This window comes from Pseudoalteromonas sp. 2CM39R, from assembly GCF_023161845.1.
The window spans coordinates 449215-475526 of sequence record NZ_JALNTM010000002.1; the positions used below are offsets into that span (position 1 = coordinate 449215).

Consider the following 26312-nt stretch of genomic DNA (forward strand, 5'->3'; position numbering starts at 1 on the left):
GCCTATTTTTATCAAATTGATTTTAAGAGACCCCCATGCGTGGAATGAGCCGCAAAGAACAGGTGACGAGATCGCCTGATGCAATGAACCTATCACAAAGCATCAAAACACTCTGGCCCTATTTAATGAGCTTTAAAGGCCGAGTCATATTAGCCGTCTTAGCGCTTATTGCTGCAAAAGGCGCCACATTACTGATGCCTTGGGCACTAAAAGAAATAATTGACGCGGTTGATGCGAGTATCAACCCGCTATTAAGCGTTCCTATTGCCTTGCTGATCGCTTATGGTTTGCTTCGCTTTGCTAGTGTATTTTTTGGTGAAGTACGCGATGCGTTATTTGGCCGTGTTACTGAGCACGCAATGCGCCATATTGGCTTAAAAGTTTTCAAACACTTGCATAGTTTAGAGCTTGCTTTTCACCTTGATAGGCAAACAGGTGGTATCAGTCGCGATATAGAGCGTGGCACAAGTGGCCTCAGCTTTTTAATGCGCTTTTTAATGTTTAATATCGTACCTACCCTATTTGAAATAATCACAGTAGCCATTATTTTTGCAACCTTGTTTTCACCTTGGTTTGCACTGGTCACATTAATTGCGGTTGCTAGTTACATTGCTTTTACTGTGATTGTAACTCAGTGGCGTAACCGATTTATTCGTGAAGCAAATGCTGCCGATAACAACTCAAACACCCGTGCAATCGACAGCTTACTAAATTACGAAACCGTTAAGTACTTCAACAATGAACACTATGAAGCGAGCACCTACGACGGCTTTTTAGCTAAGTGGGAACAAGCGAGGCTTAAAAATCGTTTATCGTTACTAGCCCTTAATTCAGGGCAAGCACTTATTATTGCCGCGGCTATTACAGCACTAATGTGGCTAGGTGCCAGCTCAGTGGTCAATAAAGAGCTGACAATAGGTGAGCTTGTGATGATCAATGCTTATATGATCCAGTTATTTTTACCACTTAACTTTTTAGGTTTTGTTTATCGTGAGATACGCCGTGCGCTGACTGACCTTGAAAATATGCTGGGGCTGTTAAATCGAGAAGCCGCCATTAGCGATGACAAAGATGCAAAACCATTAAAAGCAACCAAAGCAGCTATTCGATTTGAAAATGTGTCGTTTAGTTACGACAAACAAAGGCCAATTTTAAATAACTTAAGCTTTGAGGTTACTTCTGGCAGCAAAGTGGCGATTGTGGGTGCCAGTGGCGCAGGTAAAAGTACTCTAAGCCGCCTGCTCTACCGTTTTTATGATGTTGATGCAGGTAAAATTTATATCGATGAGCAAGCAATCAACACAGTGACACTTGAAAGTTTGCGCCAAGCAATTGCCATCGTACCGCAGGATACCGTGCTATTTAATACCAGCATTCGCGAAAACATCGCCTACGGAAATCCAACGGCAAGCGAAGATGAAATTGATAAAGCCATAAGCCTTGCCCATTTAGATGGATTTATTGCCAGTCTAGACAAAGGCGATAAAACCCTTGTTGGTGAGCGCGGTTTAAAAGTATCAGGCGGTGAAAAACAACGCATTGCAATAGCCAGAGCCATTTTAAAAGGTTCACCGATTTTATTATTTGATGAGGCAACATCGGCGCTAGATTCGCATTCAGAACAAGCCATTCTCAGCGCGATGCGTGAAGTTGCACAAAGACATACCAGCTTAGTCATTGCGCATCGTTTATCAACAATTACTGACGCAGACAAAATTATTGTTATGAAACAAGGACAGGTTGTTGAGCAAGGTCAACACCAACAACTGCTTGCAGCAAATGGTGAATACGCACGAATGTGGCAGTTACAGCAAAGCGATGAATAAACACTGTTAACTAGTAGGTTAAATGATTAGAATAACCGCTTTATTTTTATCTATAACAAAAAGGCAACACGCAGATGGGCAGAGCTTATCAAAACAAAAAAGACTCAATGGCAAAAACTGCGGGTGCAAAAACCAAAGTTTATTCAAAGTACGGAAAAGAAATTTATATCTGCGCTAAGAATGGTGGTGTTGATCCCGATGGCAACTTAGCGCTTCGTCGCTTAATTGAGCGTGCTAAGAAAGACCAAGTACCTACGCATGTAATCGAGCGTGCAATCGATAAAGCCAAAGGCGGTGGCGGCGAAGATTACGTAGCAACTCGCTACGAAGGTTACGGCCCGGGCAACTGTATGATCATTGTTGACTGCTTAACCGACAACAACAAACGTACCTTTGCTGACGTACGTGTTTGTTTTACAAAAGCGAATGCAAAAATTGGTGCGCAAAACTCAGTATCACACTTATTTGATCACCTCGCTATTTTTGTATTTGATGGTGATGATGACGAGGCTGTTTTAGAAGCACTAATGATGGCTGATGTTGATGTAACAGATGTAGAAGTTGAAGACGGTAAAGTGACTGTATTCGCTCCACACACTGAGTACAACAACACACGTACAGCACTTGAAGAAATGGGGATTACTGATTTCCACGAAGATCTAATTGCTTTTGTGCCGCAAGTAGAAGCACCCATTGAAGGTGAAGACGTTGAAGTCATGGAACGCTTTTTAGCCATGCTAGAAGACTGTGACGACGTACAAAACGTTTACCACAACGCACAGTTTTAATTAAAAAGGCCAACCAAGTTGGCCTTTTACCTTTTAGCCCAAAGGAATCAACATTGAATACCCTCGAAGAGTTAAAAGCCGGTTCTCTACAAGGTTGTACACGGCTTCAGCTTGTTGCAGAACTAACCGAGTTGCCAAAAGAAATTTATACCCTAGCCGATACGTTAGAAATCCTCGATTTATCTAATAATCAGCTAAGTGATTTACCTGACGATTTTTACAAATTAAAAAATCTCAAACGGCTGTTTTTATCATTTAATCAGTTTAAACATATTCCAGACGTACTAAGACAATGCCCAAACTTAATCATGGTAGCATTTAAAGGTAATCAAATTACTGAATTTAAAGCGCACTGTTTACCAACGAAGATTGAATGGCTGATCTTAACTGATAATCAAATTCCTGCTTTACCTGATACATTTGGTGAGTACAGCAAGCTTAAAAAGCTCGCACTGGCAGGTAATCAGTTAACTCATTTGCCAGCTTCAATGGCTAATTGTAAAGAGCTTGAGCTAATACGTTTAAGTGCCAATAAGCTTACAAAAGTTGAAGATTGGCTTTTAGCTTTACCGAAACTTGCTTGGCTTGCCTTCTCTGGTAACGATTTAAATCGCTCAACTAGCTTACACTGTGAGCAGTTTAGCAAAATCGCACTGGATGAATTCGAAGTTAAAAAGCAGATTGGCCAAGGTGCGTCTGGGGTCATTCATTTGGCCAATTGGCATCAACGTCCTGTTGCCCTCAAGCTATTTAAAGGCGAGATCACCAGTGATGGCTATCCACTTGATGAGCTAAATTGTTGTTTACAAGCCAGTGAGCATCCAAATCTCATTAAAGCATTGGGCTATGTCGATGAAGAGTCACAACTTGGTTTAGTGATGGAGCTTATCAGTAAAGAGTTTAGTAATCTTGGTTTGCCACCCTCTCTTGCAACTTGTACCCGAGATACATTCGAAGACAACAGCCAGTATTCGCCAGAAATGGTACTAAAAATTGTCAAGCAAATGGCAAGTACCCTCGCCCATTTGCATCAAAAACAAGTAAGCCATGGTGACATTTATGCCCATAACAGCATGATCAATTCACAGGGCGAGTTATTATTTGGTGACTTTGGTGCTGCAACTGACTTATCAATGCTGACGCCTAATCAACAGCAGCTATTAGAAGGCATTGAAGTACGTGCCCTTGGTTATTTTATCGATGATTTATTGACTGTAGTGAGTGAAGAAAACGACATTACCTCGATGCTTGCTGACATAGCTCAAGAGTGCTTGGTACTCAACTCAGACACACGCCCTCGCTTTTCTGAGCTAGTTTCGCGATTATGAGTGTAGTTAATTACAAATAAAGCCTCTGTGAGGCTTTATTTTTGCTTTTTAAACGGGAACACCTGCTGCTTTAACATCCCTTCGGGCATGTAATCGCCAACCACACCATATTTATCGGGCCACTCTGCTTGACCTTTGACAGCAGTGCCAAATAGATAATCTAAAAAAGAAAAATGCGCAGCATAGTTACGGTCAATGGCCGCTTTATCAGATGAATGATGCCAATGATGAAACTGAGGCGTAACCAGTACGTACTTTAACCATCCAAATTTCACCCGAACATTTGCGTGGTTAAACACGGCCTGAAAGCCAACAATAATGACATATAGGCTAATTACATCCGATGGAAAGCCGAGCACAAAAATAGGCGTGAGTACTAAGCTGCGCGTCACGAGTATTTCTAAAATATGCTGACGAGAGCCTGCAAGCCAATCCATTTCTTTTGCACTATGATGCAAGGCATGAAAACGCCAAAGCAGTGGCACTTCGTGATAAGCCCTATGTACAAAGTATTGCATTAAATCGGCCACTAAAATGATCAAAAATAGCTGCAGTAAAAATGGCAGTTGAATAATAAAGCCTTGCACTGTATCAGACACAGCCCAGCCAAATGCGTGATGCACAAACTGATTGGTTGCAAGCAACACAAAACCAATAATTAAGTGATTAACAAAGAAATGATTTAAATCACCCTGCCACTCAGAGCGGAGAATTTTTTGTTCTCTACGGTGCGGCAGTAGCTTTTCAATTAGAATAAAAATCAGTGTGGAGCCAAGTAAATCAAGAATGAACCAATCAAGCCCCAAGTACGGCGTATTATCTCTAAAATCGCCCACTTCAACATTTGGCCCACCAAATGCAATAGCAAGTAAGATCAAAACCCAAGCCGTTGCACCGAGCCGCTTATTAGTATTACGAACAAAGTTCAACAACCCTAAACTGCCTGAAATAATCAATGCCACAAACATCAGCTGGCGTAAAAACTCGACACTGTAGTTTTGCCTGAGCTCTGGGGTCGTTAGGTACTCTGGAAAATGAAAGGCTAACACCCCTAAACAGGATAAAACCGCTAAGAAGCAAGCAATATAACCACTAATATTGCCTTCACCTACTTGAAACTGCTCAGCCCTAAATAGCCGATGATAAAGACGTGTCATGATATAAAAATCCATTTATCAATTTTTTGCAGCATAACATAGAAAAATTTAGGAACAAATATACGCTAAGCCATCACTCTCATGTGTACAGGACAAATTATTAACTAAGATAAGAGCAGTTTGATTTTATTGAACATCCATATCCTTATGAAACGAAATAGGCTTATAAAAGAATAAGCCTTTAAACTATTATTGAAATGCTTTATCAAACTTATCTTGATCTAGGTATTTATCGAATGCACCTAGAGCATTACCCACACTTGGCTCAGCCATTAACTCTTGCATTGCCACTTCACCGACAATACCGAATGCATTTTCCATTGCCCCCGGACCGCCGACTTCAATCGCAGCCTTTGCTTGCTTTGGACAGTCTAAGGTTAATAAACGCGTAACTAATGCACCAACATAGCGATTAGTTTCATCTATATCTTGCTCTGTCACATTCGAGAAAGGTTTAATAATACTGTGCGTCGACATACCTAGATAAATCCACTTAGCTAGGTTTTTTCGTTCTTTGCCATTTAGTGAATCAGTTAAACACACTGCAAGTTGCTGTGCTTCTTCTGATGCTGAAGCATAACTAGGCAGTAACGACATTACAAAGAGTGAAGTAGTTAATAAGATTTTTTTCATTATCTATCCTTGAAAACAATTAGGCATAATAAAGTAATGTGAATCCTAATTAATTTCTAGCAAAAACCAAAAAAGCCACGATAAACGTGGCTTTGTTGGATAAAGCTTAAACTTTTACTTTTCTATTATAAGAACTGACCTAGCGCTTTAACTTGGTCTAACATGCGGTTTGAGAAACCCCACTCGTTATCGTACCAAGCCATCACTTTAACAAGCTTACCATCTACTTTAGTTTGTGTAGAATCGAAGATTGAAGACGCAGGGTTGTGGTTAAAGTCGATAGAAACAAGTGGTAGTTCGTTGTATTCAAGAATACCTTGCATTGCACCTTCTGATGCTGCTTTAACGACTTCGTTGATTTCTGCTGCAGTTGTTTCACGCTTAGCAACGAACGTTAAGTCTACTAAAGAAACGTTGATTGTTGGTACACGTACTGCCATGCCATCAAGTTTACCCGCAAGTTCAGGAAGTACTAAACCAACTGCTTTAGCTGCACCTGTTTTCGTTGGGATCATTGACTGAGTTGCGCTACGTGCACGGTATAAGTCTGGGTGATAAACGTCAGATAAGTTTTGATCGTTTGTGTAAGCATGAATTGTTGTCATGCTACCTTGCTCGATACCTACTGTGTCGTTGATTGCTTTTGCAATTGGTGCTAAACAGTTTGTTGTACACGATGCATTTGAAATGATGTTGCTGTCAGCATTTAATACTTCGCTGTTAACACCATGAACAACTGTTGCATCCATATCCGTGCCTGGTGCAGAAACGATTACTTTTTTAGCACCCGCTTCAATATGTTTAGCCGCTGCGTCACGTGAAGTGAATAAACCAGTACATTCTAAAACGATATCTACGTTTAGTGCTTTCCAAGGAAGGTTTGCAGGATCACGCTCTTGCGTAAGGGTAATTTCGTCATTACCAATTAGCATGGTGTTTTCAGCAAGTGTTACCTTTTGAGAAAATTGACCGTGTACTGAGTCAAATTGAGTTAAATGCGCGTTAACATTTGCTGGTGCTAAATCGTTGATTGCAACGATTTTGATTTCGTTGTTTTGAGCTGACTCATAAAGGGCACGTAATACGTTACGACCGATACGTCCATAGCCATTAATTGCAACATTAATCATTCTAATATCTCCCGTTAATTATTTTACTTCACTTGCTTGGCGAGCAAGCGCTTCAATGGCTTGCCAGTCTTTGTTTTCAATAAGTTGTTTATCTAGCATCCAAGTACCACCTACACAGATTACGTTTTTAAGTGCCAGGTAATTAGGTGCTGTTTCAAGGCTAATTCCGCCTGTAGGGCAAAAAGTTACTTGTGGTAAAGGGCCACCAATTGATTTCAGCATTGCTGTGCCACCTGCTGCTTCTGCAGGAAAGAACTTTAAGAACTTAAAGCCATGGCTTGCTAATTTCATTACTTCACTTGGTGTTGCTGCACCTGGTAAAAATGGAATATCAGTGTCTTTAGCCAATGCTAATAATTCGTCGTTTACACCTGGGCTAACCATGAAGTCAGCACCGGCTTCAACAGATGCATTAAATGTTGCTTTATCAACCACGGTACCTGTACCAACGTATGCTTCTGGTACGGCTTCTTTCATTAGCTTTACAGCTTCAGCCGCAATCGGCGTACGTAAAGTAATTTCTAATGCTTTTAAGCCACCGTTATAAAGCGCACGTGCAAGGGGTGCTGCATCTTCAAGTTTTTCGATAACAACAACCGGTACCACAGGTGCCGATGATAAAATTTTCTCAATGCTCATTGTTTGTTCCTCATAGCCCAGTAACGGCGTATTATTATTCTAAACCAAAGGCACTTGCGCCTAGGTCTGCACTACTTACTATATTTCTGAAACCTGCGAATAACTCTCGGCCTGTACCATATGTTTGGCTTGGTTGGCTAAGTTGTAATTCACGTTTTGCTAATTCTTCATCGCTTACGTGTACTTTCAATACACCCGCTGGTGCATCAAGCGTCACTAAATCACCTTCGTGAATTTTTGCGATTACACCACCTTCAACCGCTTCTGGTGCTAAGTGGATTGCAGCAGGAACTTTACCTGATGCACCCGACATACGGCCGTCAGTCACAATCGCCACTTTGTAGCCTTGGTCTTGTAGTGTTGCCATTACTGGCGTTAATTTATGAAGCTCAGGCATGCCTTTGGCTTTTGGACCTTGCTCTTTAAGTACAGCAATAAAGTCTGTGTTTAATTCACCGCGGCTATACGCTTCTTGTAACTCACCTTGTGAGCTAAATACTTTAGCTGGCGCAGAAACAACTTGGTGTGACTCAGCCACTGCCGATACTTTAATAACAGCTTTACCAAGGTTACCTGTAAGAAGCTGTAAACCACCCTGCTTGCTAAACGGATTATCAATTGGACGTAACACTTCTTCATCGTGTGATTTTTCAGGACACGCTACCCATTTAACTTTGCTTGGGCCAGTGCTGTTAGTCATGATCACTGATGAATCTTTATCTAGCATTGGCTCTGTGGTGTATGCTTCTAAGCCATCACCCACAATCGTTTTCACGTCGTTATGTAAGTAACCTTTGCTTAGTAGTTGCTTCATTAAGAAGCCCATACCGCCTGCTGCTTGGAAGTGGTTCACATCTGCTGAGCCGTTCGGGTAGATACGTGTAAGAAGTGGCACAACTTCTGATAAGTCAGCCATGTCTTTCCAAGTAAGGATTACACCCGCTGCTTTCGCAATTGCTACTAAGTGGATTGCGTGGTTCGTTGAGCCGCCTGTTGATAACAAGCCAACTAAACCATTAATAATTGTTTTTTCACTTACTACGTCTGCAAGGCAGTTAGCATTTTTTGTTTCGATTAACTGCTTTAACATGGTTTCTACAGCATGACCTGTTAAACCATCACGTAGTTCTGTGTAAGGGTTAATGAAAGAGCTACCTGGTAAATGTAGACCCATGATTTCCATTAACATTTGATTCGAGTTTGCCGTACCGTAGAAAGTACAGGTACCTGCACTGTGATACGATGCGCTTTCTGCTTCTAATAGCTCTTCACGGCTTACTAAGCCCTGTGCAAATTTTTGACGTACACGGGCTTTTTCTTTATTCGGGATACCCGACTGCATTGGACCTGCTGGTAAGAAATAAGTTGGTAAATGACCAAATGATAAGGCACCAATTAAAAGTCCAGGGACAATCTTGTCACATACACCTAAACAGAAAACACCGTCGAACACGTCATGCGATAAAGAAACCGCAGTTGACATTGCAATCACATCACGCGAGAACAGTGAAAGCTCCATACCATCACGGCCTTGTGTAACACCATCACACATAGCAGGTACGCCACCAGCAACCTGTGCTGTAGCATCAAACTTAGTGGCAAGGCTTTTGATGATTTCTGGATAGTCTTTGTAAGGTACATGCGCAGAAAGCATGTCGTTATAAGCGTTGATGATAGCTAGATTTGGTTGCTCGTCTGATTTTAAACGAGCTTTGTCATCGCTGCTACAAGCAGCCATAACGTGTGCAATATTACCACAGCCTAAACCTGCACGAACTCTTGTTTGTTTTTTTGCGTGCGCGATTCGCTCTAAATAAGCTTGGCGGGTCTCTTTACTGCGTTCTATAACGCGTTCGGTGACTTCTTGGATACGAGGATGCAACATATAAATTCGACTCATCTCTATAGTTAGAGGATAAAGGCTCAGTAACAATTACAGACTCCACGAAAATAATTGTACTGAGCAACTTTGATTTACCCGTTCAAAGGTACGCTGACAGGCTGTCTCTCACAACCAACCTGACACCGGTGTCACTGTATTAACTCATGACTGTGACACCGGTGTCAACCTTATCTGTTAAATTTAGTTTAATTTTTTTAAATGACCAAATAATGAACAATTTAATTTTAGTAGAATATGAGTAGAATTCATGTGAAGCACCACTATCAAAGGCCTATAGACAAGACAAGCTTTGAGCTTTGTTTTATTTAAAAACAGAAACTTATAGCGTTTTCATAAATTATTTAAGCTTGGAATAAAAAAGCCCGAGAACGCGTCACTCATTCTCGGGCTACTGTGAAAAAACAAGATGAAATTTATTTAATTGCTGCTGTCGACTCACGAGTAATGAGTTTTGCTTCAAGGGTTACTTGATAAGGCGACTCTTGTGGCTCACCAATATGAGTGATCAATTGTTTGACTGCTTGCTGAGTCATTTCTTCAACCGGTTGTGCGATAGTTGTTAAGCCTGGCCAGATATGACGTGCAATTGGTGCGTTATCAAACCCAGCAATAGAAATATCATCTGGCACTCTTAACTGCATTTGCGTAGCAAGCTTTAGTACCGCCGCTGCCATGTAATCATTTGAAGCAAATACCGCTGTTGGGCGAGGGTTCAAATCTAAGATTGTACGGGCACTATCAACACCAGAGTGATAACTGAAGTTACCTTCTTCAACTAAGCGTTCATCAAACTCAATACCATTTGACGCAAGCGCTCTTCGATAACCTTTAAAACGCTGCTCTGTCGCACTGTGATCAGGGTGACCTTTGATGAAGGCAATTTCTTTATGACCCAGCTTAATAAGATGCTCTGTTATTTCAAAAGCCCCCTGCTCGTCGTTACTTCTCACCGAAATAGAGTCGTCTTCAAGTACCGCAGATGCGACGCGAGCATACGGGATCTTTTTCGACTTTAAAAAGCTTACAAGTTCAGGAAAATCAGAAAATGGTGGGGTCAGTACAATGCCGTCTAAACGTGAGGTTTGAATTAATTGCTCAATGTTACTAATTAATTCTTCGCCACGTAATTCACATGGGTGGATCAATAAATTGTAGTTAAGCTCATGACATGCCGCTAAAGCACCGGTTTGCACACGGGTAATATAGCTCTTACTCGGATTGTCGTACAAGCAACCAATAATAAAACTACGGTTTTGTGCCAAACCACGAGCGATTGGGTTTGGTGTGTAATCAAGCTCTTTAAATACTTTAAGTACTTTTTCGCGCGTTGCATCACTCACGTTAGGCTCATTGTTAAGCACGCGAGATACTGTTTTTTTCGATACACCGGCATAGCTGGCGACACTGTTGATGGTTACTTTCTTCATCCGCTCTACATCCAACTGCTAATTACGCGTTACTTTTAACATGTATACACGCAGCAGCACCAATGAATGGAATGTTGTCTTGTGTTACAAGCGTAACGGGGATCTGTGAAGTATATTGCGACATAATGCCTTTGTCTGCAAAACGCTCAACAAATCGACTAGATAATAGACGTTGTTGCATACGAGGTAAAATACCACCGCCAATAAATACGCCACCTAATGCGCCAAATGTCAGGGCTAAGTCCCCTGCTACGCTGCCAATCCAGTCACAAAATTGATTGAGTGTTGCATCACAGACTTCACACTGACCAGTGGTTGCAAGCTCGCTAATTTGTGCAGCATCTAGATTCTTTGCTTCAACACCTTTTACCGCTGCCATAGCGCGGTATAAATGCGCGATACCTGGGCCCGAGAACACGGTCTCAACAGATACATGATTTAACTGCTTTTTAAGCTCAGTGATTAACTGGCGGTCTAACTCTGTCACTGCCGCAAGGGTAATGTGCCCAGCTTCACAGCTAAGAACAGCGCTGCCTTGTGATGTGCGAACTAGACATGCAGCACCAAAACCTGTACCTGGCCCCATAACTGCGATATTCGCATTTTCATCAGCCTGGCCTGCTTTAACAGCCATATTTTGCGAATCATCTAAATAAGGTGCCGCATAAGCAAATGCTGCAAAGTCGTTGATTACTTCAAGTTGCTCAAATGAAAACTCTGCTTTTAAATCTGCAACGTTAAAGTGCCAGCCAAGGTTTGTTAAGTGAACTTGGCCTGCTTTAATCGGGCCAGCTACTGCTAAACATGCGCGGCTTGGCTTAGGAAACGAAATCTGGCTGAAGTACTGGTTAATCGCACTTTCTAAAGAGCCAAAATCTGCACTTGGAAAAGTTAAATTGTGCTCGATAACAAACTGGTTAGTTTGTGCATTAAAGTCAGTGATTAAAGCGAAACGAGCGTTAGTGCCGCCGATATCGGCAACAAGAATAGGAGCGAATTCTGTAGTTGTCTGTGTGTTCATGATGTTTTCTCTATTTGTCTAAGCTAGTTGCCGCTTATTTTTCTAGTTTTCAATGGCAAAGCCACTGTGTCTGCTAAACTTTGGGTCATTGCCTCAAAGAAGCTATCTTTTGTATTAAAAAAATGCTGCCCAAATGAGTGGGCAGCCAAATACGTTTTGACAACAAAATGATAAAACAGTGACATTATGACACCGGTGTCAGATTAGGATCAATAAAAATTTTCATTATTTGTGCATGCATACGTATTTATTGATAAAACCTGCGTATTAAGTATCGAAAAAGTATTTATATACGCATAAAAAATGCCTAGCTGTGTACAGAACAGCCACACACACGCCACTTGTCACAAATAGCTTGAAAAAAATATTAAATAGCCGAAAATGGCAATTACTACTTCTGTTATTTGGTAACCATATGAAAGGTAAGGCGACATCTTTTGACATTGCACATTATGCGGGTGTGTCGCAGTCAACCGTGTCTCGCGCGCTCCGAAATAGCCCTTTGGTCAACGAAGAAACGCGTCGACGTGTTCATGAGGTAGCAAAACAACTCAACTATAAAGTTGATAAAAATGCCAGTAACTTAAGAACTCAACAAAGTAGTACCCTCGCCCTGTTATTATTTGAAGATCCCACTTCGGATGAATCACAAATAAACCCTTTCTTTTTGGCAATGCTGGGTAGTATTACAAGAGCTTGTGCAAAAGAAGGCTACGACTTACTGGTATCGTTTCAGTCGAGCAGTTCTGATTGGCAAGCCGATTACGAAGACAGCCACCGTGCAGATGGGTTAATACTGCTTGGTTATGGTGATTACCTCGATTATCAACCTAAATTTAAAACCTTAATTGACCAACACACTAAGTTTGTCTGTTGGGGTGCCAGCGTAGACAACCGCCCTGATTTAACGGTCAGCTGCGATAACTACGGCGGTGGTAAATTAGCAGCAGAACATTTACTCGCAACAGGTAGAACCGATTGTGCATTTATTGGTGATGCTTCTGATCATAGCCCTGAATTTTTTGCTCGCTACCAAGGTTTTAAAGATGCTTTCTTAGCCAAAGGCGTGGCTTTAAACGAACGTAAAATGGCAAATGCGATTTCAACAGAGGAATCTGGCTATCACGCGACTCGTTCCCTCATAGCAAATAACATTCGTTTTAACTCATTGTTTGCAGCCAGTGACCTTATTGCTATTGGTGCTATTCGCGCCTTGAAAGAAGCAAAAATAAAGGTCCCTGATGATGTACACGTTGTTGGTTTTGATAACATTGCGGTTGCCAGCTTTGTAAACCCTCCACTTACCACTGTTCAGCAAGACACCACCCTCGCCGGGCAAATGTTGGTCGATAACCTGCTCAAACTCATTCGTGGTGAAGATGTAGAGAATACACTTTTACCACCGCGTTTAATTATTCGTGGTTCGAGTGTTTAATTTTTAGCGATGACAGCTTTGTTATCGCCTCCTCCTTACCCAACCAGAAACTTATTGCATTAAAATCAGTTTTTTTTCGATTTACCCAAGACTATTACTTCGAAAAAGCAGATAATTACGCCTATTATGTTGAAAACGCTTATCTGGCAAACAAAGCTTTAGATAACAACGCGCACAAAGGTGGAATTTTTTAATGGAAATTAAAGTTAATTTTCTCGACAACCTCAGGCTTGAAGCCAAGTTTGATGATTTCTCTGTCATTGCAGACCAACCTATTCGCTATAAGGGTGATGGCACTGCACCTAGTCCTTTCGATTACTTCTTAGCATCTTCTGCATTGTGTGCGGCTTACTTTATTAAAGTGTATTGTAATTCACGCGATATCCCGACAGATGGTATTCGTGTTGCGCAAAACAATATCGTTGACCCAGAAGACCGCTATAACCAAATTTTTCAAATTCAGGTTGAGTTACCAGAAAGCCTTTCTGAGAAAGACCGCACGGGTATTTTACGTTCTGTTGAGCGTTGTACAGTAAAACGTGTTATTCAAACTGGCCCAGAATTTAAAATCGATACTGTTGAAAGCATCGAAGCAGACGCGCAAGCAATGTTGATGGCAAAACCAGGTGATGACAGTAATACCTTTATTTTAGGTAAAGACTTACCGCTTGAAGAAACCATCGCAAATATGACGGCCATCCTTGAAGAGTTAGGGATGAAAATCGAAATCTCTTCTTGGCGTAATATTGTGCCAAATGTATGGTCACTTCATATTCGTGATGCAGCCTCACCAATGTGTTTTACCAATGGTAAAGGTGCAACGAAAGAAAGCGCGCTATGCTCAGCTTTGGGCGAGTTTATTGAGCGCTTAAACTGTAACTTCTTCTATAACGATCAGTTCTTAGGCGAAGACATTGCCAATAGCGAGTTTGTTCATTACCCAAATGAAAAGTGGTTTGCTCTGACTGATGATGACTCTCTACCAGAGGGCATATTAGATGATTATACCCGTGAAATTTATAATCCAGATGGTGAGCTATGTGGCTCACACTTAATCGATACTAACTCTGGTAATAAAGAACGTGGTATTTGCTCTATTCCTTATGTTCGCCAGTCAGACGGTGAAACGGTTTACTTCCCTTCAAACCTAATTGAAAACTTATTCTTAAGTAATGGTATGAGTGCTGGTAACAACTTTGCCGAAGCAAAAGTACAGTGTTTATCTGAAATTTTTGAGCGTGCAGTTAAGCGCCAAATCATTGAGCAAGAAATTGTTTTACCAGACGTACCTCAAGAGGTTTTAAACAAGTACCCAGGTATTGTTGCGGGTATTAATGGTCTTGAAGAACAAGGTTTCCCTGTTGTAGTAAAAGATGCCTCGCTAGGTGGTCAGTTCCCAGTGATGTGCGTAACACTCATGAACCCTAAAACAGGCGGTGTATTTGCTTCTTTTGGTGCGCACCCAAGCTTTGAAGTTGCTTTAGAGCGCAGCTTAACTGAGTTATTACAAGGCAGAAGCTTCGAAGGCTTAAACGATGTACCTAAGCCAACGTTCAATAGTATGGCAGTTTCTGAACCGGAAAACTTTGTAGAGCACTTCATTGATTCAACTGGCGTGATCTCATGGCGCTTCTTCAGCGCTAAGCACGATTATGATTTTGTTGAATGGGATTTCTCAGGTAGCAATGAAGAAGAAACAGCGAGCTTATTCGGTATTTTAGAAAGCTTAGGTAAAGAAGCTTACATTGCTGAGTTCTCAGACCTTGGTACTGCATGCCGCATTTTAGTGCCTGATTACTCAGAAGTTTATCCTGTTGAAGACTTGATTTGGGACAATACCAATAAAGCACTTAACTTCCGTGAGGATATCTTAAACCTGCATCGTTTATCAGAAGATCAACTTGCTGATTTAGTTGAGCGCTTAGAAGAAAGTGAACTAGATAACTACATAGATATCATCACCTTAATCGGTATTGAGTTTGATGAAAACACAGTTTGGGGTCAGTTAACGATTCTAGAGCTGAAGCTACTTATTTACTTAGCACTTGGTGATTTAGAAGCAGCAATGGAGCTTGTTGAAGCATTCTTACAGTATAACGACAATACCATTGTTGAACGCGGCCTATTCTACCAAGCAATGCATGCAACGTTAGAAGTTGCACTCAGCGATGACCTTGAGATTGAGGATTACATTCATAGCTTCACCCGTATGTTTGGTCAAGAAACGATGGATGCAGTCGTGGGCTCAATCAACGGCGATGTAATGTTCTATGGTTTAACAGAAACCAGCATGAAACTTGAGGGCTTAGACAGGCACCTTCGTTTAATCGAAAGCTACAAAAAGCTACACACTGCTCGCGCTAAAAAAGCAGGATTATAATCAGGTACATCGAGCTGTAAGCAACCAACTTACAGCTCCATCCCTTTGTTTATTAAGGAAATTAATTACCACCTCAATAAAACACTTAGATTTTTATGTATTTTCACTGTAAGCCCCCTACCTTGTCCAGTTCTGTTTAAACTGATAAATTTCGCTCAAGTTTCACCCTATCGATTTGTTAAATGGACTTAAAAGGCTTCATTACAGCCCCTCTTATCCTGCTTGTACTATTTTGCTCTCACCCTTGTTTTGCAAAAATAACAATTGGTGTATCAAGCGAAAATGGCGAATCATTAAAGTACTCACGAAAACACTTTCACGGTGAATTAAAATCAGCTTATAGCTGTGTGATCAATCACCTAGATACCGATTACGATGTTATCACTGTACCGCAAGCACGGCTTATCAAAATGTTGCAAAACAATGACGTTGATATTGCCATGCCACTTTTATTGTTACCACAGAGAGATCTATTTGCGACTCGCTCAGCGACAATTTATCAAGTTGGATATGAGCTGATAAGCCACAGTACTAACCCAGATTTGAGTATCGAGAATTTACGCAGACAGGCAAACTTGAATGGTATCGTCTATAAACGCGGAACTGGGGCACGTACCTTAATGCTTAAATATTTAGGCATTGATAAAAATGAACCGATAAGCCATGAACATCAAGTTAGTACATGGCAACAAGCTGTTGATTTTGTGGCAAAGAACAGAGCTGGTATAACAGCCCTTCCTGCTGTGATTGGAAAAGATATTGAGCCTCACCATTTTGATGGCGTTACACGTATTAAAATGCCAGACCATCAATTAGGACTTTACATGTCATCACGTTTTGCCAAAAGCGCTGTCGCAACTGTGATCAAGGATGCATCTAAAACCTGTAAAGAATTTAGGTAGCGATAGGTTATTTAATTTGCTCAGTTTTAAGTTCAGCTAGACGACTTTCAACTTGTAAGCGCTCTTGCTCTGTTAGTTCACCATAAAGCTTAGGGTATGGCCAGCCATAACCCCAGCGAAAGCTAGTAGGTAAAAAAGGTGATCCACCCACTCTAACACCGGCAAGCATCAATACTGCAATTTCTCGCTCACCTGCTTGTGCAACACACGCTTTTAAATCTATATCAGCTTGCTCACGTTGCTTGAAAGTACCCCCTTGCCAATATGCAAGATCATGGGCTGTACAGCACGCCAACCATAAGTTTTTATGTTCTATTGTTCCATCAGGAAAAGAGCTGCAACCATCTGTAGTGAAGGGTTTAAGTTCAGCACAACTGGTAATAGAAGCATGAAAAAGTAACATCAAACCTAGGATAAGGTTAGGATAATTAGCCACAGTCCAGACCTTAAGTAACGAGATGGAAATAGTAAATTTTTAATATTCAACTTGGTACGCAAACCCTTCACAACTCAGCGCTTTTTGGCAATCAGTATCTGCATGAGCACTGATATAACACTGTCCATATACAATCGCGTTGCCACCCCTTTGCTGTACTTTACTTTTAAGAGTGTCTTGGAGTTGACTTCTAGAACCATCAATATCATCAAACGGACCCGCTTGTGGTAAATGCATATCACTTTCTAATTGGCAATAATAGCTGGAAACCTGGCCAAGAAATGTTGCTCTGTGGCTCACTAATTGGCGTTCTGTAAATACTTCAACATTGTGACCTCGGACTGAAGTTTCAACATCACCAAGCACATACTCACCCACGTTTGTATTTATTGCACAAGAACACAATAAACCAACACCCAACAAAGTAGATAAAGCCTTGAACATATTTGCACCTTCCCTGAATTAATTGTTCAGCTACAAATTACACCAAATAGTAATGGCTTTTGTTAACTGAATTAAAGTTAAGCTATCTTAACGTACCCATATAAGGAAAGCATAATTAAATTGTAAAAAAGTGCAAAACAAATAACCGCCGAGGTTAATTCGGCGGTTTAATTATTTAAGTAGTTATTTAAAAGAAGCTTACTTAGCTAATGTTTCGGCTGCTTTTTCTGCAAAAAGGTTACCTAGTTTTATATAGTAATTACTTTTATAGTGCCATTTATCTTCAATGAATTCGACAGGCTCATCAAAGGCAACTAAATGAGCATTAGCATTTGATTTAACGTACTTTTTCTGAGCATCCCATACACTCTCAATATGTGGCATCATGCGTGTTTGAGGTGTTTTACCAGAGTCTTCGATTCTGCCAAGGATGATTGGTAACTCCTTATCACCAAATGTCATTTTCATGTCATTCATTAGGCTTGTTAAATTAGCTAAATAAACCTTAGATGCTTGCTCATGATAGGCATCGGCCTCACCCTGCATCCAAATAATCCCTGCTGGGACTAAAGTATCTGCTTCACCATCACCATCTATATCATTGTTAGCTAACGCAGATCTTACTGTAGTTTGAAAGTTATCCCATTGGTTGATCTTGGTGTTGTCAGCATAGTTCTGCCCCCATGTACCAAAGCCAGATGCCCCAAGCGCAATAGATGAGCCTCCACGTGCATATTTAATAATGGCTATTTTCTTTTCAGTGAGCTCAGATAAGCGTTTACCAAAACTCAATTCAGGACCAAACCTTTCAGATAAAATAATTGAATGTTCTGTCGATCTTGCGCCTGTTCCAAAACCAGGCATTAAATTAGTCCAAACACCTTTACCACCATTTAATGCATCATCAGCAACAGGGTTACCAAAAAAGAGTAAGGTATTTTCAACTGGTTGTTTATACTGCGCAGGTAAATCTTTATTAAAGCCAAATCCTTCCATATTTGATTGGCCCCCCATAAAGTAAAGCAAGTAATCATCCGCTTTACTTTGCGTACTCACTGCTAATAGAGCACATAAAGCTAGTTTTTTTAACATTATTTTTCCTTTTGCTTAAAGTAACATGCCCAATAAATATTGGGCATGTTAATTAAGTTTTTACTTCAATGCGTCTTCAACAACTGGGTAATGGTCCCATACGTGTTTATCGCTCACTGAACGGAGTAACTTAATGTATTCAGCGTGAGTCCAAGCCAGTGGTGTGGCTGAGTTTGTACCCTCACCTAGCTGATAGCCTGCTTTATTGTTGCCTACACCATCCCAAACTTGTTCAGGTAACATCATGCCTTCATTGGCAAATGCTTCCATACCTTTTACATAGGTGTCTTTAATCGCTTGCTGCTTCATCGCATCAAGGCTATTAGTTGCGTTTGCAGCGGCGATTTCATAGTGACCACGCTCACCTGTGAAAAACGGCCATACACGACCACGTTGACCAGGGGTGTTGTTACCACCTTCGGCATAGTTATTACCTGTCACTTCATCTTCACCGTAACCATCATTACCATAGCGACGGTAACCAGGGAATGAACCTGAGCCATCAGCAAAATTAAAGGTGTAACGCACTTGCAGATTATCGACTAAGGTTTCGTCATCATACTCTGGTAATGTTTTTACAATACTTGGCGCAAGTGCATCACGAACACCATAACGTACAAGCTCTAAGAAACCACCATCAAGGATTTGCTTTTTGTCAAAGCCTTCACGCCCGTTATTAGCATTAAGTGTGGTTGATGAGTTTGGATCTTTGTCTTGACCGATACGAATGAAATATTCACCATCGCTGTTTTCAGACTTAAGGTTACCTTGAGTCGTAAACATGGTGCTTTCAATTTCACTGTTGTAGGTTTTAGCCGTTGCTAGGTAACGCTCTGCACTTTTAGTGTCACCTGCTTTTTTAGCAATATCAGCAGCTGTCACTAGGCCTGCAACAACCGCAGCCGTTGTTGATGGAGAGAAACCATTTTGTTCTTCCCAGCGCTCTTGTTGCGTTGCTGGCGGTGTAATTTGTGTGTCATTCCAAAGAATTTTCGCAAGACCACCATCAACCAAGAAATCAGCAGCCGGTTTTAACATTTTGCCATACCAATCTGTCAGCTCTTGATCGCTAAGTACGCCAGCTTGGTGTAGTTTCCACGCTAACATAATTGGCATTGCTGTTTGGTCAAGCTGAACACCTACCCACTCAAGCTCACCATCAACGTGAGTCTTTTGTAAGAACCAACCCGTGTCACCACCATTGCCTGGCGTATTATCAGTCACTTGTACTTTTTCTAGATATTCAAATGCCGTTTTAGCGGTACGTGCATCACCCATGGCCATAAATGCCATCGCAACTTGATAGAAATCACGTACCCAAACCGCTTTATAACCGGTAGAACCTGTTTTTGCCGACACCGTTTCACCCCAAGGGTTAGACAGTGACGCAATTAAAGCACCGGCATGAGTTTTATCTTCTTGCGCTTTTAACACCATTGCGCTGGTATAAAGCAACTTACCATTATCTGCGGTGCTGTTAGTTAATGAACTCAAAGGCTCAAGGCTTGCTAAGTAGTCTTGCCAACCAATTGCAGCACCTTCACCGTTATATGCCGCAAGTACTTTTTGGTACCCTTGGTTTAAACTTGCTTGACCTTCTTTTAAGCTTGCAGCTTCAGAGTTACCAAAGCTTAAAGCTAAATCAAAGGTGGTGTTTTTTGATACTTCACCAAGCTCTGCAAGTAAGCTTACATTACCCGACTTATCACCAGTATTTTGGTAAGTCGTTGATAGTGATTGCGATGCTTTTAACTCTTTTAAGCCATCACTTACACCCGTAAAGCCAACGCTTGCTTGCTTAAATGGTTGAGCGGCTTGTAAAGATAAAAAGTTATCATCTTGCCAAGCAACTAGCCCCTTGTCCGTCACTTTTGCAAAATCGTCTAAACCGTTGTTATCAATGTAAGGGTTCACATTAACGTAGGCTTTTACACCTTCAAGATCGGTATTAAATACGCTACGAACAAACAATGTTTGGCCGTTTGGATCTGTAAAGATATGTTTTTCTAAAGTGAAACGACCTTGTTTATCTTTACTTACTACTTTGTAAGCAAGCGATAATGGGCGACCCGCGTCGTCTTTGTATAAATAATCAATGCTTACATCGAGATCATCGTTTTCTGTAACGGTAAAGTCTTTACCAACTACAACAAACTGCATATCTTTGATTTGTGCTTGGTGAATTAAACCAAACATGGTTTCTGTGATCATGCCTTTCGCGATTGAAAACCAAACTTTTGATACTTTGCCAGTAGCAGCTGCATCGCTATAGTGGCCGTCTTGGTATTTCTCATAAGAGGTACCAATCCCCGTTTTACCGGAGTATGCCCAAAAAGGCTCAACACCCGGTGCTCCTGGCGCAGACACCTGCTCAACTGCTGTATTAGCTGATTGTTCTGAACTACAAGCTGTTAAACCTAACGCTAACAAGCTTGCTGTAATGAGATTAAATTTTTTCATGGTGTGTCCTTATTATTGTTGCTTAACGCGCAGTACAGCGACCGCTGCTAGTACGAATGACACTGCACCTAGCACTAACGCATAAATCGGTTGATTATCAAAAAAGTGACGTAAAATTAGGCCTAATACGCTTGCCGCTAAAAGCTGCGGAATAACAATAAAGAAGTTAAAGATACCCATGTACACACCCATTTTTTTACTTGGTACTGAGGTACTTAACATTGCGTATGGTAAAGATAGAATTGACGCCCAAGCAAACCCTACTCCAATCATTGGCCAGATCAGTAAACTTGGATCTTTGATAATAATGAAGCTGACCAGACCCAATGCACCTAGCACTAGGTTGATAGCGTGAGCCATTTTTAGCCCTACTTTTTTAACGATAACCGGAATACACAGTGCTGCAATGGCAGCAAAACCATTGTAAGCGGCAAATAATACACCTACCCAATCTGCACCGTTATTGTAGGCAAGAGAGCTTGTATCACTGCTGCCGTAGTGGAAGCTAGTTACTGCCGATGTGGTGTAAATCCACATTGCAAACAATGAGAACCAGCTAAAAAATTGTACCCAAGCCAATTGTTTCATCGTTTCTGGCATAGTGAATACATCATTCACAACTTGATAAAAGCCACCACTGGTTGCATTTTTAGCCTTTAAGGCCCCAGCAATAAATTGAATAACACCAAAGCTAATCAAACCACCAGCAAGTAAATAAAGCTCTTTTTCAAGCGATAGACCCGTAACAATACCAAGTACTACAAGGCCAAGAACCGTAAAGATTGCAGCACCTTTGTTAAAGTTTACATCACTTTGAACATCGCTCGAGTCATCGCTTTGCTCTTGTTCATGAAAGCTTTCAAGTTCTTCTGGTGAATATTCTTTAGTAGTAAAGACAGTCCAAAACACAGCAATAATTAATACTACTGCGCCAAAGTAAAACGAAAATTTTACAGAATCTGGGATTTGCCCAGCAGGTGCAGTATTGGCAATATCGAACCAGTTAGTCATCATCCAAGGTAATGCAGATGCGACAACCGCACCAACACCAATGAAAAAGCTTTGCATTGCATAACCTGTTGCACGTTGCTTTTTCGGTAAATTATCACTGACAAGAGCACGGAATGGCTCCATAGTTACGTTAATTGACGCATCCATGATCCATAACATACCCGCCGCAATCCACAGGCTTGGTGAGTTAGGCATAATGAATAACGATAACGTTGTTAAAATAGCCCCATAGAAAAAGAACGGACGACGACGACCTAACTTATTCCATGTTTTATCACTCCAATAACCGATGATCGGCTGAACAATAAGGCCTGTTAATGGTGCTGCAACCCAAAGAATTGGAATATCATCAACATTGGCACCTAAGGTTTGAAAAATACGGCTTACATTACCGTTCTGTAATGCAAAGCCAAATTGGATCCCCAAGAATCCAAAACACATATTCCATATTTGCCAAAAGCTTAGCGTTGGTTTGTTATTATTCATAGTTAGCCTTTAAGGTAAATACTGCACTGCTTAAGCCGTTCAGTTGTAATTGAATTGGCGCCTTAGTAGATGCCTCAGGAATCACAATGTCGGCATGATTTTCTAGGTTATCAGTAAACGTTAAACCACTGTGGTTAAGCTTAGGTAACAACGCTTGGTTAAGAGTAAGCTCAACATTTTGTTGGTTTTCTGAAAAGTTACTTACTACAAGCACTAGTTGTTGGCCTAGCTTACGCGTGAACGCAATAACTTGCTCTGAGCCTGTCAATTCAACCGCTTGCATGTCACCACCAACAATGGCAGGAAGTGTGTTTAACGACATCAACTTGGTATAGTAAGCGCGAAGATCAGCTTGCTGCTTTGAAAGCGCACCGCCATCGAATTTACCATTATTCATCCATGCTTGATGCGCAGGTACACCCATATAATCGAAAATGCTGGTACGCGTTGGGTCGCCAAAACCACCGTCCTCAGAGCCATCTTCACCGACAGCTTGACCAAAATAAAGTAAGGTTGGCGAGCGCGACATCAATGTAGATACCACCATCGCTGGCTTACCTTTTTCACTACTACCAGCGAAATCTGGGCTAGCAATACGTTGCTCATCATGGTTTTCTAAAAAGTGCAGCATATGCTCTTCAATATCCGCCACTTGGCTTTGGATATCGAAAATAGTATCCGCTGATTGCTTGCCTTGCATCACAGCTTTAACCGTGTCGTAAAAACCGACTTTGTCGTAAAGGTAATCCATCTTACCTTGTTGGATATATGGGCGGTAAAGCGTTGGGTTATATACCTCAGCCAAAATAAAGGCATCGCTTTTTTGCATCTTGATTGATGAATTTAAAAAGCTCCAAAACTCAACAGGCACCATCTCGGCCATATCATAACGGAAACCATCAACACCTTTATCTAACCAATAAAGCGCGATATCGCGGAATTTATACCAGCTATTTGGTAGATCTTTATCTTGCCAAAAGGCGTAGTGCGCACGGTAATCTTTATCAGCGTAATCATCCGGTAGTGTCGGGAAGTCGTAGCTACCATCTGGTTTCACACCGTAATTGATTTTAACTGTTTCGTACCAATCATTAATGTCAGGTTTAGCGGCACGGGCCCCATTACCCGTCCATTTTGCTGGGGTTTCGGCAAACTGATTATCAGCAAGAGGATGCGGGTTACCACCTAACACTTGGTAGCTATCGCTGGTAGGCACTTGAAATGACTGCCCTGTTACATAGTAAAAGTTATTATCGCGAGCATAGGTTTTCGTCGTGTCATCTTCAGCACCAAAATCCTTTACGCCTTCAGGCTTGGCGACTGACTCGTAATTACGCGCTACGTGATTTGGCACAATATCAATAACAACTTTCATACCATGCTTATGAGTACGATTGATTAGCTCCACAAACTCTTCTAAGCGGCGCTCTGGGTTAATTGCTAAATCAGGATTAACATCGTAATAGTCTTTCACTGCATAAGGTGAGCCTGCACGGCCTTTTACAACATCAGGGTCATCTTGTGACAAACCGTATTCGGTATAGTCAGTTACTAAAGCATGACGCGGTACACCAGTGTACCAAACATGTGTTGTACCTAGCTCTTTAATGCCTTGTAATGCTGCATCATTAAAGTCAGCGAATTTACCTACCCCATTTTCTTCTAATGTGCCCCACGGTTTATTGGTGGTGTTAGTGTTACCAAATAATCGAGTGAATACTTGGTATACCACAGGCTTAGAGATAGCTGCTTGGCTAGATTCTGATTGCTGCTGTTGCGTGTTCTGCTGTACTGGCGCATCGTTACCACAGGCAGTTAAACCTAAAACCGAAGCCACTACTAATGCAGTTAGTTTGTATGTTGTCATCATTACTTCATTTTTCTGTAAATATCAGTTCATACTAATGTTAAGGGCTGCATACGGACAGTAAATGCATACGTATTCAGCCTATTAGTTGCAATTATTCAAGCTCGATTAAGCGTGCTTGCATAGCTTTTAAGCGGATTGGCGATGCAAGATCAACGCGTTTTTCACTGATTAAATCGCGTCCTTTATTATTTCCTTTCAGCACTTCTTGCATGTAGCTTAAATCCCAATCAATGGCTTGTTGGTTTTTGTTAAGAACAACCAATAAAGTTTGGCCATTGTGCTCTCTCACATAGCTGTAAACGCCTTGCTTTGGTGAAAAATGCATTAAACGACCTTCGCTTAACGCTGGTTTTTCTTGGCGCAGCTTAAGCAGTTTTTTCATGCTAGCTAACATCTCTTGCTGATCAGCTGAAAGCCCCTTACCTGTGAAGGCATTCGCTTTTTGACCTTTAAACCCACCTGGGAAGTCAATACGAATATCACCGTGGTCATTGCTTGGCGTGTTATCGAGCAGCAGCTCAGTGCCGTAATAAATTTGTGGAATACCACGAGTTGTTAACAGCAGCGTCATGGCTAATTTAGTTTTTGCGAGGTCTTGACCCAGCTCAGTGTAAACACGGCTCATGTCATGGTTATCTGCAAACACTAAAATGTTATCTGTATCAGCATATAAAAAGTCATTCGCGAGCGATTGATACACTTTAACCCAACCTGTATTCCAGCTTTCTTCTTCGTTAAGTGCTTGGATCAGTGCTTCTTGTAATGAAAAGTCCATCACACTTGGTAAATCAGAGGTATAACCATCTTGGTTGACTTTACCGCGCTGCCAATAAGATGCAATTGCAGGGTTAGTTGTCCACTCTTCACCGACAATATTAAAGTTTGGATACTCGGTCATAATCGCTTTAGTCCAATCGGCTAAAAATGCTTTATCTGAGTATGAATAGGTGTCTACACGAATGCCGCTTAAGTTGGCGTATTCAATCCACCAAATGGCATTTTGAATCAAATACGTTGATAGTAACGGCTGGCGCTGATTTAGATCAGGCATAGACTCAACAAACCAACCATCGTTAAATTGACGTTTGTCGTATTGGCTTGCGTGAGGGTCTTGGATTGTTTGTCTGGCGTGACTGGTTGCATTTTTACCGTTTTCAAACTTACCATCAAAGTTAACCCAATCAGCAGTAGGCATATCAGCCATCCACTGATGTGATGAACCAAAGTGGTTAAGTACCATGTCCATCACTAAGCCGATACCATGCTCTTTCGCTTCTGCAGATAAGGTTTTATAAAGCGCATTACTACCCATGCGCGGATCAACTTTGTAAAAGTCAGTAATGGCATAACCATGATAAGAGTAACTTGGCATGTCATTTTCAAGCACAGGTGTTAACCAAAGTTGAGTCACGCCTAAGTCCTCAAGATAATCTAGGCTATTAATAACACCTTGAATATCACCGCCATGTCGGCCACCTTTAAAGCTTGGGTTTGCAGCCTCCTTCATACCAGCAACGGTGTCATTGCTTGGATCACCATTTACAAAGCGATCAGGATTGATTAAATAAAGCGTATCTTTATTTGTAAAGCCATGACGATTGGCACTTTGCTTATCACGGGTATTTAATGGGTAAGTAAATTCTGTGCCATCTTTAGCTTTAAAGGTTAGTGTTCCCGCCTTTGCATTATCGCTGATATTCAAATCTAAAAATGCGTAGTTAGGGTTATTCGTTGTAGTTACCCCTTTAAACTCAACGCCTTTGTAAGGCACCATTTGCCATGTTTTGTTAGCAATATTGTTATCGTAAAGCATGACTTGTAACGAGTCATTTTGCATGCCCACCCACCAGTTTTCTGGTGACGCGGTAATAGCAAAACTTGCTGTTGAGTTAAAAAGTGTAAATGCGGTCGTTAGCGCTAAAAATGATTGTGTTTTTTTCATAG

Annotated in this window: 20 protein-coding genes; 6 read left to right on the forward strand and 14 right to left on the reverse strand. The window is 41.2% G+C overall.

What is annotated here, in order from left to right; genetic code table 11:
• The first annotated feature begins 83 nt into the window (after positions 1-83).
• The 3 genes from MTF66_RS06145 to MTF66_RS06155 all read left to right on the forward strand — a co-directional run bounded on the left by MTF66_RS06145 (position 84) and on the right by MTF66_RS06155 (position 3942).
• Positions 84-1826, forward strand: coding sequence for an ABC transporter ATP-binding protein/permease (locus MTF66_RS06145; RefSeq protein WP_374236804.1), 1743 nt, complete (start codon positions 84-86; stop codon positions 1824-1826).
• Between the two features lie 74 nt (positions 1827-1900).
• The gene (locus MTF66_RS06150) at positions 1901-2614 is read left to right on the forward strand and encodes a YebC/PmpR family DNA-binding transcriptional regulator (RefSeq protein WP_054561631.1); all 714 of its coding nucleotides are present in this window, start codon (positions 1901-1903) and stop codon (positions 2612-2614) included.
• Positions 2615-2667: 53 nt separating this feature from the next.
• On the forward strand, positions 2668-3942 hold the full coding sequence (locus MTF66_RS06155) for a protein kinase (protein ID WP_248526760.1): 1275 nt from the start codon (positions 2668-2670) through the stop codon (positions 3940-3942).
• Between the two features lie 35 nt (positions 3943-3977).
• Here MTF66_RS06155 and MTF66_RS06160 read toward each other — a convergent pair whose 3' ends face one another.
• From MTF66_RS06160 to glk, 7 genes are all read right to left on the reverse strand, one after another.
• Complete coding sequence (locus MTF66_RS06160) at positions 3978-5099, reverse strand: sterol desaturase family protein (RefSeq protein WP_248526761.1); 1122 nt, start codon at positions 5097-5099, stop codon at positions 3978-3980.
• Positions 5100-5288: 189 nt separating this feature from the next.
• Positions 5289-5732, reverse strand: a complete 444-nt coding sequence (locus MTF66_RS06165) for a hypothetical protein (RefSeq protein WP_248526763.1) — start codon at positions 5730-5732, stop codon at positions 5289-5291.
• Positions 5733-5857: 125 nt separating this feature from the next.
• The gene (gap, locus tag MTF66_RS06170) at positions 5858-6862 is read right to left on the reverse strand and encodes a type I glyceraldehyde-3-phosphate dehydrogenase (RefSeq protein WP_054551438.1); all 1005 of its coding nucleotides are present in this window, start codon (positions 6860-6862) and stop codon (positions 5858-5860) included.
• Positions 6863-6880: 18 nt separating this feature from the next.
• Entirely contained in the window at positions 6881-7501 is a 621-nt protein-coding gene (locus MTF66_RS06175) for a bifunctional 4-hydroxy-2-oxoglutarate aldolase/2-dehydro-3-deoxy-phosphogluconate aldolase (protein ID WP_054551439.1), read from the reverse strand.
• A 34-nt stretch (positions 7502-7535) separates the two neighbouring features.
• Complete coding sequence (gene edd / locus MTF66_RS06180) at positions 7536-9386, reverse strand: phosphogluconate dehydratase (RefSeq protein ID WP_248526764.1); 1851 nt, start codon at positions 9384-9386, stop codon at positions 7536-7538.
• Between the two features lie 431 nt (positions 9387-9817).
• A complete protein-coding gene (locus MTF66_RS06185; RefSeq protein WP_058585155.1) occupies positions 9818-10831 on the reverse strand; it encodes a LacI family DNA-binding transcriptional regulator in 1014 nt (337 codons plus the stop codon).
• Between the two features lie 22 nt (positions 10832-10853).
• A complete protein-coding gene (gene glk / locus MTF66_RS06190) occupies positions 10854-11852 on the reverse strand; it encodes a glucokinase (protein ID WP_062564510.1) in 999 nt (332 codons plus the stop codon).
• 415 nt (positions 11853-12267) lie between these two features.
• Between glk and MTF66_RS06195 the strand changes: the two genes are divergently transcribed.
• From MTF66_RS06195 to MTF66_RS06205, 3 genes are all read left to right on the forward strand, one after another.
• Entirely contained in the window at positions 12268-13287 is a 1020-nt protein-coding gene (locus tag MTF66_RS06195; RefSeq protein ID WP_055198756.1) for a LacI family DNA-binding transcriptional regulator, read from the forward strand.
• Positions 13288-13480: 193 nt separating this feature from the next.
• Positions 13481-15667, forward strand: coding sequence for an OsmC domain/YcaO domain-containing protein (locus tag MTF66_RS06200; protein WP_248526765.1), 2187 nt, complete (start codon positions 13481-13483; stop codon positions 15665-15667).
• A 182-nt stretch (positions 15668-15849) separates the two neighbouring features.
• On the forward strand, positions 15850-16569 hold the full coding sequence (locus MTF66_RS06205; protein ID WP_248526766.1) for a hypothetical protein: 720 nt from the start codon (positions 15850-15852) through the stop codon (positions 16567-16569).
• A gap of 7 nt (positions 16570-16576) precedes the next feature.
• Here the strand turns inward: MTF66_RS06205 and MTF66_RS06210 are convergent, their stop codons facing one another.
• The 7 genes from MTF66_RS06210 to MTF66_RS06240 form a co-directional block, all read right to left on the reverse strand.
• Positions 16577-17005, reverse strand: coding sequence for a hypothetical protein (locus tag MTF66_RS06210; RefSeq protein WP_308199906.1), 429 nt, complete (start codon positions 17003-17005; stop codon positions 16577-16579).
• Between the two features lie 39 nt (positions 17006-17044).
• On the reverse strand, positions 17045-17449 hold the full coding sequence (locus MTF66_RS06215; protein WP_248526767.1) for a hypothetical protein: 405 nt from the start codon (positions 17447-17449) through the stop codon (positions 17045-17047).
• Between the two features lie 198 nt (positions 17450-17647).
• Complete coding sequence (locus MTF66_RS06220) at positions 17648-18541, reverse strand: sialate O-acetylesterase (RefSeq protein ID WP_248526768.1); 894 nt, start codon at positions 18539-18541, stop codon at positions 17648-17650.
• Between the two features lie 60 nt (positions 18542-18601).
• Entirely contained in the window at positions 18602-21001 is a 2400-nt protein-coding gene (locus MTF66_RS06225) for a glucan 1,4-alpha-glucosidase (protein WP_248526769.1), read from the reverse strand.
• A 12-nt stretch (positions 21002-21013) separates the two neighbouring features.
• Complete coding sequence (locus MTF66_RS06230; protein ID WP_248526770.1) at positions 21014-22498, reverse strand: MFS transporter; 1485 nt, start codon at positions 22496-22498, stop codon at positions 21014-21016.
• A complete protein-coding gene (locus MTF66_RS06235; protein ID WP_374236806.1) occupies positions 22491-24365 on the reverse strand; it encodes an alpha-amylase family glycosyl hydrolase in 1875 nt (624 codons plus the stop codon). The genes MTF66_RS06230 and MTF66_RS06235 overlap by 8 nt, the downstream gene beginning before the upstream one ends.
• Positions 24366-24459: 94 nt before the next feature.
• Complete coding sequence (locus MTF66_RS06240) at positions 24460-26310, reverse strand: glycoside hydrolase family 13 protein (protein WP_248526772.1); 1851 nt, start codon at positions 26308-26310, stop codon at positions 24460-24462.
• Positions 26311-26312 lie beyond the last annotated feature (2 nt).